12 protein-coding genes and 1 tRNA gene are annotated in these 14,686 nt (G+C 67.6%); 11 read left to right on the plus strand and 2 right to left on the minus strand.

Annotated features, from left to right (window positions below; translation table 11 throughout):
* Positions 1–34 precede the first annotated feature (34 nt).
* Both ASE75_RS00525 and ASE75_RS15710 read left to right on the plus strand, forming a co-directional pair.
* A tRNA-Phe gene (locus ASE75_RS00525) sits at positions 35–110 on the plus strand.
* A 71-nt stretch (positions 111–181) separates the two neighbouring features.
* On the plus strand, positions 182–337 hold the full coding sequence (locus tag ASE75_RS15710; protein ID WP_200922285.1) for a hypothetical protein: 156 nt from the start codon (positions 182–184) through the stop codon (positions 335–337).
* Positions 338–582: 245 nt separating this feature from the next.
* Here ASE75_RS15710 and ASE75_RS00530 read toward each other — a convergent pair whose 3' ends face one another.
* Positions 583–1,368 carry a glycosyltransferase family 2 protein gene (locus tag ASE75_RS00530; RefSeq protein WP_235512449.1) on the minus strand — a complete coding sequence of 262 codons (786 nt, stop codon included), beginning with the start codon at positions 1,366–1,368 and terminating at the stop codon, positions 583–585.
* A 185-nt stretch (positions 1,369–1,553) separates the two neighbouring features.
* On the opposite strand from ASE75_RS00530, the gene ASE75_RS00535 reads away from it, so the two are divergent.
* Genes ASE75_RS00535 through ASE75_RS00545 form a run of 3 tightly spaced genes read left to right on the plus strand, consistent with a single transcriptional unit; the run spans position 1,554 to position 6,802 of the window.
* Positions 1,554–3,170, plus strand: a complete 1,617-nt coding sequence (locus ASE75_RS00535) for a hypothetical protein (RefSeq protein ID WP_156340027.1) — start codon at positions 1,554–1,556, stop codon at positions 3,168–3,170.
* Between the two features lie 54 nt (positions 3,171–3,224).
* Positions 3,225–5,714 (plus strand): DegT/DnrJ/EryC1/StrS family aminotransferase, encoded by a 2,490-nt coding sequence (locus ASE75_RS00540; protein ID WP_055927313.1) that lies wholly within the window; start codon positions 3,225–3,227, stop codon positions 5,712–5,714.
* Positions 5,711–6,802, plus strand: a complete 1,092-nt coding sequence (locus tag ASE75_RS00545) for a glycosyltransferase family 2 protein (RefSeq protein ID WP_055927316.1) — start codon at positions 5,711–5,713, stop codon at positions 6,800–6,802. Before ASE75_RS00540 ends, ASE75_RS00545 begins: the two co-directional genes overlap by 4 nt.
* 137 nt (positions 6,803–6,939) lie before the next feature.
* Here the strand turns inward: ASE75_RS00545 and ASE75_RS00550 are convergent, their stop codons facing one another.
* Positions 6,940–7,659, minus strand: coding sequence for a murein L,D-transpeptidase catalytic domain family protein (locus tag ASE75_RS00550; RefSeq protein ID WP_443025280.1), 720 nt, complete (start codon positions 7,657–7,659; stop codon positions 6,940–6,942).
* A gap of 214 nt (positions 7,660–7,873) precedes the next feature.
* Here ASE75_RS00550 and ASE75_RS00555 point away from each other — a divergent pair, with 214 nt between their 5' ends.
* From ASE75_RS00555 to ASE75_RS00580, 6 genes are all read left to right on the plus strand, one after another.
* Entirely contained in the window at positions 7,874–8,473 is a 600-nt protein-coding gene (locus tag ASE75_RS00555; RefSeq protein ID WP_235512450.1) for a L,D-transpeptidase family protein, read from the plus strand.
* A gap of 69 nt (positions 8,474–8,542) precedes the next feature.
* The gene (gene otsB, locus ASE75_RS00560) at positions 8,543–9,322 is read left to right on the plus strand and encodes a trehalose-phosphatase (RefSeq protein WP_082463709.1); all 780 of its coding nucleotides are present in this window, start codon (positions 8,543–8,545) and stop codon (positions 9,320–9,322) included.
* Complete coding sequence (locus ASE75_RS00565; RefSeq protein WP_055927319.1) at positions 9,319–11,100, plus strand: glycoside hydrolase family 15 protein; 1,782 nt, start codon at positions 9,319–9,321, stop codon at positions 11,098–11,100. The genes otsB and ASE75_RS00565 overlap by 4 nt, the downstream gene beginning before the upstream one ends.
* Positions 11,097–12,494, plus strand: a complete 1,398-nt coding sequence (gene otsA / locus ASE75_RS00570) for an alpha,alpha-trehalose-phosphate synthase (UDP-forming) (protein ID WP_055929102.1) — start codon at positions 11,097–11,099, stop codon at positions 12,492–12,494. The genes ASE75_RS00565 and otsA overlap by 4 nt, the downstream gene beginning before the upstream one ends.
* A gap of 19 nt (positions 12,495–12,513) precedes the next feature.
* Complete coding sequence (locus ASE75_RS00575; protein WP_055927322.1) at positions 12,514–13,488, plus strand: bile acid:sodium symporter family protein; 975 nt, start codon at positions 12,514–12,516, stop codon at positions 13,486–13,488.
* Positions 13,489–13,541: 53 nt separating this feature from the next.
* Positions 13,542–14,684, plus strand: coding sequence for a fumarylacetoacetate hydrolase family protein (locus ASE75_RS00580; protein ID WP_055929106.1), 1,143 nt, complete (start codon positions 13,542–13,544; stop codon positions 14,682–14,684).
* The last annotated feature ends 2 nt before the right edge of the window (positions 14,685–14,686 follow it).

Here is a 14,686-nt window from a genome sequence, read left to right on the forward strand (position 1 = left end):
GCTTCCAGACGCGGTTTCGACCAAAACTGGATGTGCCCGGATAGCTCAGTTGGTAGAGCATGCGACTGAAAATCGCAGTGTCGGCGGTTCGACCCCGTCTCCGGGCACCACTTTCCCGCCCCCCGCGTTGATGCGATGACAGCGACCCCGATTGGCGGGTTGCGGCTGAGGAAACAGTCCCATGAGCGACGCACTGGCCGACACGACCATCGACACGCCCGAGGGGCCGATGACGTGGGCGGAATGGAAGAAGAAGAACCCGGTGCAGATCCCGTCGCGCCGGACCAAGGGCAAGAAGCTGCCCAACAAAGTCAAGCTGACGACCGACGAGGTTTGAGGGCGCTTCCCGCACCCGTCATCCCGGCGAATGCCGGGATCCAGCGTTGCAAGGGTCTGCCCCGAGGCTCTTGATTCCGGATCAGGTCCGGGATGACGGCTGATTGGTTTGTCAGCGCACTGTCCCGCCGCCTGTTCCCCGGCGAAGGCCGGCGCCCAGTTGGGCAGCCGATCGTACTTCATCACCGCCACTGACCCACCTGGACCCCGGCCTTCGCCGGGGAACAGGCGGCGTGGTAACGTGAGTCAGACGCGAACGGGGCGCAACTCGGTCCGCGCCGCATCATCCGCATCCAGACGGGCCTCGTCGCCCGATTCGAACAGCGCGGAGCGCACCAGCTTCATCTTGGCGAGGCGATAGACGATCGCGGTCCGCACGCAGCCAAGGCCGTAGATGCAGCTGCGGCGGAAATTGATGCTGGAGGCTTCGGCGAAATATTTGGTCGGGCAGGAAATCTCGCCGATGCGGAAATCGAACCACGCGGCCTGCGCCACCATTTCATTGTCGAACACGAAATCGTCCGAACAGGCCAGCAGCGGCAGCCGCTCCAGCACGGTGCGGTTCCACGCGCGATAGCCGGTGTGATATTCGGACAGCTTCTGCCCCATCACCAGATTCTGGAACGCGGTCAGCAACCGGTTGAACACGTATTTGTAGCGCGGCATCCCGCCCGCCAGCGCGCCGTTACCCAGGATCCGCGATGCCATCACCGCGTCGTAATGACCCGATGCGATCATCCCCGCCATCGCCGTCACCAGATGCGGCGTATACTGGTAATCCGGGTGGAGCATGACAACGATGTCGGCACCGCGCGCCAGCGCCGCGGCGTAGCACGACTTCTGGTTGCCGCCGTAACCACGGTTACGGTCGTGCGCGACGACGTGGAGGCCAAGCTCGCGCGCGACGGCGATGGTCTCGTCCTTGCTGCAATCGTCGGTCAGGATGACGTCGTCGACCAGATCGCGCGGGATTTCCGCCACCGTCTGCCGCAACGTCTTTGCCGCGTTATATGCCGGCAGTACGACTGCCACCTTCCGACCACCGATCATGTCCGCTACTACCCGAAAAAAAATTAGCCTCAAGCCGACGCCCGTAGCCGTCTTCGCGGCATGGCGATACGGCAAGCTTGAACGAACATGGTTACCATTCCAATAAGGTGGCGCTTTCCCCGCATGTGCAATGCTTTGACACCGTCCGTCGTACCGGCGCGCGCCTGATGACCGTTCCCCTGCCCGAAACCGCCGCCAGCGTGCAGTCGCGCCCGTGGTTCGTATTGCCCGCGCGACCGTCGGGCCGCGCGCTGTGGGCGCGGGCCGGCCTGTTCGCGGTCTGGCTGATGGTCGTTGCCCTGCTGGTGTCGCAGCATGTGTTCTGGCGGGACGAAGTCCGCGCCTTCTCGCTGGCCTTGCAGGGCGACAGCCTGATCGCGATGGCCCGCGGCGTGCAGGGCGAGGGGCATCCGGCGCTGTGGTACATCCTGCTGCGGCTGGCGCACATGGTCGTGCCGGTGCGCGAGGTGTTGCCGGGCGTGGCCGCCGCGATCGGTATCGTCGGAGCCGCGATCCTGACCTTTCGCGCGCCATTTCGGCTATGGTTCGTCGCGATCGTCCTGTTCGGCGCGTTCGGGCTGTTCGAGTTCGTGGTGATGGCGCGCAATTACGGGATCAGCATGGTGGTGCTGTTCGCGATCGCCCTGGCGTACGACCGGGGGCGTGATCGCGGTATCCTTCTGGGGCTGCTCCTGCTGGCGCTGTGCAACACCAATGCGCAGGCGATTTTCTTTGCCGGTGGCATCCTGCTGTTCTGGCTGGTCGAGATCGTGTGCGCGCACGGCCTGCGCCCCAACCGGGCGTGGCGCGAGTGGGCGGTCGCCGCTGCGCTGACGCTGATCGGCGTCGTGCTGTGCGCGGTGACGGTGTACCCGCCGTTCAACGACGCCGCCGTGTCGCCCCGGTCGGAGGCGTTGAGCGTCGGCCTGATCGTGCAATCGATGCTGTCGGTCGCGGCCCCGTTCGGCGACCTGATGCCGGACATGCTGAAGTGGATTCCGGGCATCGCCGTGCTGCTGGGCCTGTTGATGATGGGCAGTGTCCTGTCGCTGATCCGCACGCCGGCGGGCCTGCTGTCGGGCGTCGTGGTGCTGGTCGCGCTGCTGCTGTTCTTCCAGCTGGTCTATCCGGGCAGCTACCGCCATCAGGCGCTGTTTCTGGTGTTCGTGATGACGATCCACTGGCTGGTCGCGCAGGGCCATGGCGGGCGCTGGCCGGGTGACGGGACCGCGTTCCGGCTGATGGAGGGCATCGGCCAGGGGGCGTTCGTCGTCCTCCTCGCGCTGCAACTGCTGACCAGCTACGATATCCTTGCCGGCGCGGCACGCGGCGTCCCGTTCGGCCGGGCCGCCGATCTGGCCGCGCTGATCCACCGTCGCGGGCTGGACGATGCCACCGTCATGGCCGACCCCGACGTGATGGTCGAGGCGCTGCCCTATTACGCCGACAACCCGATCTGGATGGTACGCGAGCACAAGTTCGGCCGCGTCGTCCGCTTCACCCGCCATGCCCAGATCCACCTGACCGCCGGCGATCTGCTGCATACCGCGCAAGACCTGCGGCGGATGCGCGGCAAGCCGGTGGTGATCGTGATCCAGCGTCGCATGAACCCGGATGCCCCCGCCTTCCGCGAACGCGCCGGCTATGTCGGCAGCTACAGCTCGACGCCCGAACAGGTCCGCGCATTTCTGGACGCGACGACGCGGATCGCGGTGTTACGCCCCGCCCGGACCGACGAGGACTATGCCGTCTATCTGCTGAAGGACCCCGTAACCGGTTCTTAGGAGCCGGAAGCGTAACCGTATCGGCACCGTATCAACGAAGCGAGCCGACGCGCGATGAAGCCCTTGCCCCTGATCGCTCCCAACCCACCGCGCCTCAGCGACCTTGTCGCCGACCTGCGGCGGGTCGAGGCGTCGGGCGTGTACAGCAACAACGGGCCGGAGGTACGCGCGTTCGAGCGCGACGTCACCGACCAGCTGTTCGGCGGTTGCGGGGCCAGCCTGGCCGTCGCCAACGCCACGCTGGGGCTGATCGTCGCCATACGCCATGCCGCCGGCCTGAACCCCGCGCCGGGCAGCTATGCGCTGATGCCCGCGCTGACCTTTGCGGCGACTGCGCAGGCCGCAACCTGGGCAGGGCTGACGCCGCTGATCTGCGACATCGACCCCGACGACTGGGCGGCGGCCCCGGCGGAGGAGGAACGGCTGCTGGCGCTGCACGGCAGCCGGATCGGCTGTATCGTGCCCTATGCTACCTTCGGCAACGCGATCGACCTGGACCGCTATGCCTGGCTGCAACGGCGCTACGCGGTCGGCGTGGTGATCGACGCCGCGTCGTCGCTGGGTACGATCGATGCCGCCGGCCACGGGTTCGGCGCGGATGCCCCCTTCGCGATCGTCCATTCGCTGCACGCCACCAAGCCGTTCTCCGTGGCCGAGGGCGGGCTGATCCACAGCGGCGACACACATCTGATCGCGACGCTGCGCGCGATGGGCAATTTCGGATTCGAGTCCGGCCGCAGCGCCACCCTGCCCGGCATCAACGCGAAATTGCCCGAGGTGCTGGCGGTGGCGGCCCGCGCCAAGCTGCGCGCGATCGGCGGCCTGTGCGACCACCGCGCGACGCTGGAGGCCGCCTATCGTGCGCGGCTGGACGGGTTCCAGATGCAGTGCGTGGCAGGCATGCGCCGGACGATGCAGTTCATGCCGGTCCTGCTGCCCGCCGACGCCGCGCATCGCCGCGACGCGGTCATCGCCGCGCTGGCGGCCGAGGGTATCGGCTGCGGTCAGTATTTCAGCCCGCATCTGGGCGAGCAGCCCTGGTTCCACGCGACCGCGACGATCGAGGCGACGCCGGTCGCCGACGCGGTCGCCGCGCGGATGCTGTCGCTGCCGATCACCGATGCGATGGACGTGGCGGACGTCGCGCGGATCGCCGACACGCTGCGCCGCGCGGTCGCCACGACGCGGACGGCGGTGGCGGCCCAGCCGCGTAGCCAGACGCCGGCCATCGCCTCGGTCGTGGTCGTCGGCGGTGGTCCGGCCGCCACCGCGATGCTGACGTCGGCGACCAAGCGCGGGCAACTGGGCGCGCTGGCGGCCAGCGGCCTGGTGATGGTCGAACGGGACGCGGTCGTCGGTGGCGGACGGCTGGGGCGCTACGCCATCACCTCGGATTCGACCGCGCAAACCTTCCTGACCGCGGTGAAGGACAATCCGTACCCACAACTGGCCGCACTGGCCGATGGTCCCGCCGCGCGGGTGGTGATGAGCCATGCCGACCAGCTTGGCGTACCACTGGTCGAGGTCGGGCCACTGCTGCGCGCGACCGGCGACCGGCTGGCCGATATCGTCCGCGATAACGGCGGCGCGGTGCTGACGGGTCATGAGGCGCTGGGCGCGACGCGGATCGGCGCGGACCTGTGGACGGTGCAGATGAAGCGGCTGTCCGATGGCGCGACCTTCGACCAGCCGACCCGGTCGGTCGTCATCGCGACCGGCGGGCATCAGCCGATCGACCGGCTCGCGACGCAGATGGTCGCGGGCGCGAAGCTCGCCGATCTCGCCGCCGACCGGCTGATCCAGTCCGATTCGGTGCTGACCGTCGGCGGGTTCGAGATGGTCGCCGACCTGCTGTCGAAACATCGCGCGCCGCGAATCGCGGTCGTGGGCGGATCGACCAGCGCGCTGACCACGCTGGCGCTGTTGCTGAAGGGCCGCCCCGCCCTGCCGCTGGGCGCGGGCGCGATCACCCTGCTGCATCGCCGCCCCTTGCGCCCCTTCTATCATTCGGTGGCGGCGGCGTACGCGGAGGGGTTTACCGATTTCGGCCCCGACGATATCTGCCCCGTATCGGGCTTCGTCTATCGCCTCGCCGGGTTCCGGCTGGAGGCGCGCGACCTGGTCGTGCGGATGCTCGGCATCGACGGGCGCGCGCCCGATCCGCGCGTGGCCCTGCACCGCATCACCGGCGATGACGATCGGCGCGCGCGCGACCGCATCGCCAATGCGGACCTCGTGATCGCGGCCCTTGGCTATCGTCCGTACGCGCTGCCGCTGGCGATGCCGGACGGCACGCCGATCCCGCTGGCCGCGCAGGACGGGCGGCCGATGGTCGACCGGCATTGCCGCGTGCTGGACGCCAGCGACACCCCCCTGCCCGGCCTGTACGGCATCGGTCTGGCCGCCGGCTTCGTGCCATGGGGCAATCTTGGCGGCGAGGCGAGTTTTTCGGGGCAGGCCAACGGCCTGTGGCTCTGGCAGAACGATGTCGGCCAGATGATCGTCGACCAGGTGCTGCGCGACGGTGTACGCGCGGTCGCATGACCGATCCTGTCGCCCCGGACGCCGCCACGACCGCCGCCCCGACCGTCAGCGTGGTCATGCCCGCCTATAACGGCGCGACGCTGATCGGCGCGACGCTGGCGTCGTTGCAGGCGCAGACCTTCACCGATTTCGAGGTCATCGTCGTTGACGACCATTCGACCGACGACACGCTGGCGGTCGCGCGCGCATGGCCCGATCCGCGCATCCGCGTCATCCAGACGCCGGCAAATGGTGGCCCGGTCAAGGCGCGCAATCACGGCGTGGCGCAGGCGCGGGGGCGCTATATCGCCGGGCTGGATCATGACGACCTGTGCCATCCCGACCGGCTGGCGGCGCAGGTGGCGTGGCTCGATGCCAACCCGGCCTGTCCGCTGGTCGCGACCAACGTCGCCTTCCTGTGCGACGGCGTCGTGTCGCGCTCCAGCTATCCGGTCACGACCAGCCCGGCCCTGATCGGCTGGCTGCTGCACATCGAAAACCCGCTCGCGTGGTCGACCGTCATGATACGCGGCGACGCGGCTCGCGCGCTGGATCCGTTCAGCCGGCACGAGCGGCTCTATGCCGAGGATTTCGACCTCTATCACCGCCTGCTGCCGGTCGGGCCGATCGCCCGCCTCGACGACGTGCTCGTCCAGTATCGCCAGCACCCCGGCGGCGTGTCGAAACGCTTTGCCGACAGGATGCGGGTCAGCGCGATCATGGTCCTGACCGACGTGCACCGGCCGGCGTTCGGCGACATGGCGGAGCAGGTTGCCACGCTGTTCGTCGAGCATCTGATGATGGGTAAGCCGGTTGGCGACCGGGCGACGCTGGGCGCGCTGGCGGCGGCGCTGGCGGCGGCGCAGGCGACCTTTTTCGCCGGACGTGCCTGTACGCCGGCGGATGTGGCGCTGATCGACCGGGAAACCGCCAGACGCTGGGCGCGTATTCAGCGTACCGCGTTACGCTCGGGGGCGCTCGGGCTGGCGGATGTTGTTAAAATCCCGTTCGGCCGGCGGAAGCAGGGCGGTATCGGTTTCGGCGAACTCGCCGCGTCGGGACTGGTCGGCGGTGTCCGGCGACTTGGGCGTCGGCTTGGGTTGGCCTAACGACGAACCCGCACAGCTCGCCTTCGATACCTTACCGGTTGCAAGTCGTTGGCGGCATGATCGTTACACTCCCCCAGACGTACCACCCCGGCAGAGGTCGGGGTGATGCAGGCGTCAGGCGGGTTGCCCCCGGCCCGTCAGGCCTTGGCGGCGAAGATCAGCCGGTCCGGCCCGAGCTTTGCGAACACCGTATCCAGATCGCGCTCGCCGACCGCGAAACAGCCTTGGCTGCGGCCCAGCATCCCGCGCGTCGCGATCATGTCACGGTTCGCATACCACGCCGAATGGACGACGATCGCCCGGTCCAGCGCGTTGCAGTTCGTGCTGTCGAGGCCGATCAGCCGCTGCGACCGGCCATGCTTGCCGACATAATAATCGGACGTCAGGAAAGCCCCCTCCGACGAGGCATTGGACCCCTCCCGGTTCGAGAACCGCTGCAGCCAGCCGGTGTGCGCGGGATCCGACCCGCTGCCATGCGTGACCAGCAACGACGTGCTGCGCCCGCTGGCCAGATCAATCAGATGCAGACGCGGTTCGGAGGACGATGCGGCGAAGTCGACAATCGCCATCCGGTCACGGCGGACGCCGTGCGATCCGGCACGGTTCAGCGCGGCCATCGCCTTGCGCATCAATTCCGGCCGGACGACGCGCGGCGATGTCGGCGTGGCGGCAACCGACCGGCGCGGCAACGGCGGCTGGCTCATCGGTTGCAGGTCACGGCCGGTCAGCCGGTTGGCGGCGGACACCGCGCTTGGCACCGACAAGGCGCCGGCCAGCACCAGACCATTTTTCAACATCGCACGCCGCGAGCGCAGCGAATTATCGTGTTCGATCATCGAATACCCCAGATCCCGCATGCCCATGGATATAGCAAAAATCGTTAGCGTTTTCCGTAAGGGTTGCCACAACTTGCCCCGGACTCAGGCCGGTTCGGCGCGCTTTGAATACCAAATCGGGATTTCGCGCACGGCACCAGCGGCCGGGTCGCGCGTTATGGACCGCAAAGAAAGACTGGCACATCGCCAGCCTGAACGCCGAGCAGAAGCGCCGGCAAGCCATTGGAGACAGGCGATGTTCCGCGCGATGACGGGTTTGGGGATCGGACTTTTCGCCGCGATGGCCGTGGCGATGCCCGCCGCCGCCGAGGATATCGCCCCGGCCAGCGCCGTCGCCCTGGTCGAATCCGCCGCCATGCTGGAACCCGGCAAGTTCGTCTGGAGCGATCCGGCCACCGCCGAACCCGTCACCATCGTCATCAGCCTGCCGCTGCAGCGCGCCTATGTCTATCGCGGCAAGGCGCTGGTTGCGGCGACCACGGTATCGACCGGCATGGACGGCAAGGAAACGCCGGTCGGCATCTATCCCATCCTGCAGAAGAATCGCGATCATCGGTCCAACCTGTACAATGACGCGCCGATGCCGTTCATGCAGCGCCTGACCTGGGACGGGATCGCCCTGCATGCCGGGCGCAATCCGGGCTTCCCCGACTCCCACGGCTGCATCCGCCTGCCGATCAGCTTTGCGCGCAACCTGTTCGCGATCACCAATGTCGGCACCACGGTGGTCGTGACCGATGACCTCGTGGCCGACGCCACGCTTGATCCCGCGCTGTTGCAGACCGAGGCCGAGCGCGCGAACATGGCTATGCTGGACCTGCCGCCCATCCGCTGAACCGCGTCGTCGGGCGCTTCTTTTGCGGTGCAGCGGAACGCAACCGGCGGTCGATGTGTTCACGAAACGATGTCAGCCAGCCTTCATGAACCCGCCCGACGCGGCACCGCCCCTCGTTCGCCCACCAGCGCGCCGCCACTACTTGACCCCGGTGCCAGCCTGTTCCTCGACTTTGACGGGACGCTGGTCGAACTGGCCGAAACCCCGGACGGTGTCGTCGTCGACGCCGAGCTCAACGGTTTGCTGGCCGCCTTGCCGGTCATGCTGGGTGGCCGCGTCGCTATCGTGACGGGTCGCTCGATCGCCCAGATCGACGCGCTGCTCGGGATGCCCGACCTGCCAGTCGCCGGCAGCCACGGGGCCGAACAGCGTGTGTCGGCGAGCCACGACACGCCGCAGCGTCCGCCCGCGCTCGATGCGGCCAGCGCCGCGTTCCGGGGCTTCGCCAATCGCGACCCGCATCTGGTGGTCGAGGACAAGAGCCTTGGCACCGCGCTGCATTATCGCCAGTCGCCCGGTCACGAAGGCGCGGCGCGGGCCTTGGCGGAGGGGTTGGCGGCAAGTCTTGATCTCGTCGTGCAGCACGGCAAGATGATGGTCGAACTGCGCGCGCCCGGCGACAAGGGCCGCGCGATCGCGGCACTGATGGCCGCCCCTCCGTTTGCCGGCACCGTGCCGGTTTTCCTTGGCGACGACCTGACCGACGAGGACGGGTTTGTCGCCGTCGCCGCGCTTGGCGGTACCGGCATCCTGGTCGGTCCGCCCCGCGACACCGCCGCCACCGCGCGCCTCGACGGCGTCGCCGATGTGCGGCGCTGGTTGATGAACAGTCTGGAGCACAGCGCATGACCGCCGACATGAACCTTTGGCCGATCGGCAATTGCCAGGTGTCCGCCCTGGTCGATTCGACCGGCCGCTTCGTCTGGGGCTGCGTACCGCGCGTCGATGGCGACCCGGCGTTCTGCGCGCTGCTCGGCGGCGAAAATAGCGAGACGGGCTATTGGGCGATCGAGCTTGAGGGCGCGACGACCACGACCCAGTCCTATCTGCGTAACACCCCGATCCTCGTCACCCGGCACGAGGACGCACAGGGCAACGCGGTCGAGGTGACCGATTTCTGCCCGCGCTTCGTGCGCGAGGGGCGGACCTATCGCCCCACCACCTTCATCCGCATCGTCAAGCCGGTGGCGGGGTCGCCGCGCATCCGCGTGGCCCTGCGCGTTGCGACCAACTGGGGCACGCCCGCGCCGCAGACGGCGGGGTCGAACCACGTCCGCTACATCATGCAGGATCAGGTGCTGCGCCTGACCACCGACGCGCCGGTCGGCCGCGTGCAGGAGGGCGATTGGTTCCGCCTCGAACGGCCCCTCCACTTCTTCCTCGGGCCGGACGAGAGCTTCACCGGCGTCATCGGCGAAGCGACACGGATCATGCTCGACCGCACCATTGCAGAATGGCGCGACTGGGTGCGCGGCCTTGCCACCCCGCTGGAATGGCAGGACGTGGTCATTCGCGCGGCGATCACGCTGAAGCTGTGCCAGCATGAGGAAACCGGCGCGATCGTCGCGGCGCTGACGACCTCGCTGCCCGAACATGAGGGGTCTGAGCGCAACTGGGATTACCGGTATTGCTGGATCCGCGACGCCTATTACACGGTGCAGGCGCTGAACCGGCTCGGCGCGCTCGACGTGCTGGAGGGGTATCTCGAATATCTGCGCAACATCGTCGACGCGGCCAAGGGCGGGCATATCCAGCCGCTGTACGGCGTCGGCGGCGAGGCGGTGTTGACCGAACGGATCGAAACCGGCCTGCCTGGCTATCGCGGGATGGGTCCGGTCCGCGTCGGCAACCAGGCCTATGAGCAGATCCAGCACGACGCCTATGGCCAGATCGTCCTGTCCAACGCGCAGGCGTTCTTCGACCAGCGGCTGTACCGCATGGCGGGCGAGGAGGATTTCCGGTCGCTGGAAAAGGTCGGCGAGCTGGCGTGGACCGTCTATGACAAGCCCGACGCGGGCCTGTGGGAGCTGCGCACCAAGGCGCATGTCCACACCTATTCGGCGGCGATGTGCTGGGCCGCGTGCGACCGGCTCGCCAATGCTGCGGTCGCGCTGAAGCTGGAGGATCGCCGGGCGTTCTGGCAGGACCGCGCCGACACGATGCGTAGCCGGATCGAGAAGGAAGCGTGGCGCGGCGACACCCACCGCATTTCCGCGACCTTCGGCGGCGACGACCTCGACGCCAGCCTGATCCAGTTGCTCGACCTGCGGTTCCTGTCGCCTGACGACGTCCGGTTCCGCGGCACGTTGTACGCGGTCGAGGAGGGCCTGCGCCGGGGCAGCCACATGTTGCGCTATGCGACCGAGGACGATTTCGGCCTGCCGCACACCGCGTTCAACGTGTGTACCTTCTGGCTGATCGAGGCGCTGCACGTCACCGGCCGCGATGCCGATGCCCGCGCGCTGTTTGACGAGATGGTCGCGCGCCGGACCCCGGCCGGCCTGCTGTCCGAAGACATCGACCCCGCGACCGGCGAGTTGTGGGGCAATTATCCGCAAACCTATTCACTGGTCGGGTTGATTAACTGTGCCGTCCTGCTGAGCCGCCCATGGAGCGCCGTGCGATGAGCCGACTGATCGTTGTTTCGAACCGGGTCCAGCCACCCAGCAACGACCCCAACGCCAATCAGGGCGGCCTTGCCGTCGCGTTGCTGGCGGCGTTGAAGGAAAAGGGCGGGATCTGGTTCGGCTGGTCGGGCGAGACGACCGAGAAATTCACCGGCCACATCAATTTTCAGCAGGGTGGCGGTGTGACCACCGCGACCGTCGACCTGGAGGAACAGGATTTCGACGAATATTACAACGGCTTCGCCAACCGGACGCTGTGGCCGCTGTTCCATTACCGCATCGACCTGACCGAGTTCGAGCGTGACTTCAAAGCGGGCTATGTCCGCGTCAACGCGCGCTTCGCCGACACCGTCGCGCCGCTGGTCGAGCCGGACGATATCGTCTGGGTCCACGATTATCACCTCATCCCGCTGGGTGCCGAAATGCGCGCGCGCGGCATGACCAACCGGATGGGCTTTTTCCTGCACATCCCGTGGCCGCCGATGCGACTGCTGACGTCGTTGCCCAATCACCGCGAACTGGTCGAATCGCTGTTCGCCTATGACGTGGTCGGGTTCCAGACGCACGACTGGCTCGACAGCTTCCTGTCCTATGTCACGGGAGAGCTTGGCGGCACGCTGGGCGACAATGGCATGGTGACGGTCGGCGACCGTACCATCCGCGCGATCGCCGCCCCGATCGGCATCGAAACCGCCTCGTTTGAAAAGGCCGCCCAAAGCACCACCGCGCGCCACGCCTGCGAACGCATGTGGATGAGCGCTACCGGCCGCAGTCTGATCGTCGGCGTCGACCGGCTCGATTATTCCAAGGGGTTGCCCGAACGGTTTCTGGGCTACGAACGCTTCCTCGCCAGCCATCCGGAGCGCAGCGGCCTTGTCTACCTGCTGCAGATCGCGCCGCCGAGCCGCGAGAAGGTCGATACCTATCGCGAGATCCGCGCGACGCTGGATTCGCTGTCGGGCCGCATCAACGGCGAATATGCCGATATGGACTGGGTGCCGATCCGCTATGTGAACAAGGGATATCCGCGCGACATGCTGGCCGGCATCTACCGCGCCGCCCGCATCGGACTGGTCACGCCGCTTCGCGACGGGATGAACCTGGTCGCCAAGGAATATGTCGCGGCGCAGGATCCGAACGACCCCGGCGTGCTGATCCTGTCGAAGTTCGCCGGGGCCGCCGAGCAGCTGACCGACGCGGTGCTGGTCAATCCGTACAGCGCGGAGGAAATGTCCGACGCCATCGCCACCGCCCTCGCCATGCCGCGTGAGGAACGCATCCGCCGCTGGGAAAAGCTGATCGACAATGTCCGTCGCGAAGACGTGATGTGGTGGTGCGAACTGTTCATCGACGCGCTGAACGCGGTGCCGCAAAGCGCCGAGGCCAGGGCCTAACGATCACAGGACCGGCCCGATGCTGGCGCGTATCCTGTCGGTCTTCGAGCCGTTCATCCTGATGCTGCTCGGCACCGTCGCGCTTGCCAGCCTGTTGCCGGCGCGCGGCGGATTTGCGGATGCGGTGGCGATCATCGCCGACGCCGGCATTGTCGCACTGTTCTTCCTGCACGGCGCCAGGCTGTCGCGCGACGCAATCGTATCCGGCCTGCGCGCGTGGCGGCTGCATCTGGTGGTGCTGGCGGTGACGTTCGGGCTGTTCCCGCTGCTCGGGCTGGCGCTGAGCCAGTGGTCGATCCTGTCCCCGCCGATCGCGATGGGCCTGCTGTTCCTGACCCTGCTGCCGTCGACCGTGCAGTCGTCGATCGCGTTCACCGCCATCGCGCGCGGCAATGTCGCGGCGGCGGTGTGCAGCGCGTCCTTTTCCAACCTGCTCGGCATCGTGGTCACGCCCGCGCTCGTCGCGCTGCTGATGCACGCGACCGGAGGCGTGTCGCTCGATTCGGTATGGACGATCGTCGGACAGTTGCTGCTGCCGTTCGTCGCAGGCCATCTGTTGCGCCCCTGGATCGGGGCGTTCGTCACCCGGCAGAAACGATTGCTGACCGTTGTCGATCGCGGCTCGATCCTGCTGGTCGTCTACTCCGCGTTCGGCGCGGCGGTGGTCGGCGGGCTGTGGCAGACGCTGTCGCCTTTCGACCTGGCGACGATCGCGCTGCTTTGCTGCGCGCTGCTGGCCGTCATACTGGGCGCGACGGTGATGCTGGGCCGGGCGATGGCGCTGCCGCGCGCGGACGCCATCGTTCTGCTGTTCTGTGGGTCGAAGAAGAGCCTCGCGTCCGGCGTGCCGATGGCGGGCGTCCTGTTCCCGGCGGCGCAGGTCGGCGCGATCCTGCTGCCGGTCATGCTGTTCCACCAGATCCAGCTGATCGCCTGCGCGGTTATCGCCCGTCGCTATGCCGACGCGGCCCCGGTCACCGACCCGCCATCTTGACATCCCTGGAGGCGCCCGACACTGATAGCGCTAACAAGAGGATGAGGATGGACATGGCGGACTTTACGTTCGATCCGGCCGATGCGCTGGGATCCGACTGGGAGCAGGCGACCTTCGTCGGCCGGCTCGATGCGGGCGACGGCCCCACGCCGATCCTGGTGAAGCACGGTCGCGCGTACGACATGAGCCGGGTCGCACCGACCGTCGCCGACCTGATCGAAAGCGGGTCGTTCGACCCCGCCGCCGGCCGCGATCTGGGGCCGCTGGCCGATCTTGGCCTTGTCGTCACAGGCGACGGCCCCAGACTGTTGTCGCCCATCGACCTGCAATGCGTGAAGGCGGCGGGTGTCACCTTCGCCGTCTCCGCGCTGGAACGGGTGATCGAGGAACGCGCGCGCGGCGACGCCGATGCGGCGGCCGGTGTCCGTGCCCGTCTGGAACAGCGGATCGGCGGCAGCATCCGCAGCGTCGTCCCCGGTTCGCCCGAGGCCGCCGCGCTGAAGGCGGCGCTGATCGAGGACGACATGTGGTCGCAATATCTGGAGGTCGCGATCGGCCCGGATGCGGAGGTCTTCACCAAGGCCCCCTGCCTGTCGACCGTCGGCTGGGGCGCGGAGATCGGCATCCGGTCGGATTCGACGTGGAACAACCCGGAACCCGAAGTCGTCCTGCTGGTCGACAGTCGGGGCAAGATCGTCGGCGCGGCGCTGGGCAACGACGTCAATCTGCGCGATTTCGAGGGGCGGTCGGCGCTGCTGCTCGGCAAGGCGAAGGACAATAACGCGTCCTGCTCGCTCCACGCGTTCGTGCGGCTTTTCGACGGGCATTTCACGCTGGACGACATCCGCGACGCGGTCGTCTCGCTCCGTATCGAGGGGCCGGAGGGCTATGCGCTGGAGGGGGCGTCGTCGATGCGCGAGATCAGCCGCGATCCCGAGGCGCTGGTCACACAGACGATGAGCCAACACCAATATCCCGACGGTTTCGTCCTGTTCACGGGCACGATGTTTGCGCCGACGCAGGACCGCGACGATCCGGGACGCGGCTTCACCCACAAGGTCGGCGACACGGTGCGGATCGCGACCCCGCGCCTCGGCTATCTCATCAACCGGGTGACGACGTCGGCCGATGCCGCGCCCTGGACCTTCGGGCTGGGCGCGTTGATGCGCAATCTTGCCGGCCGCGGCCTGCTGTGAAC

The organism is Sphingomonas sp. Leaf17 (genome assembly GCF_001421505.1).
Classification (GTDB): domain Bacteria; phylum Pseudomonadota; class Alphaproteobacteria; order Sphingomonadales; family Sphingomonadaceae; genus Sphingomonas.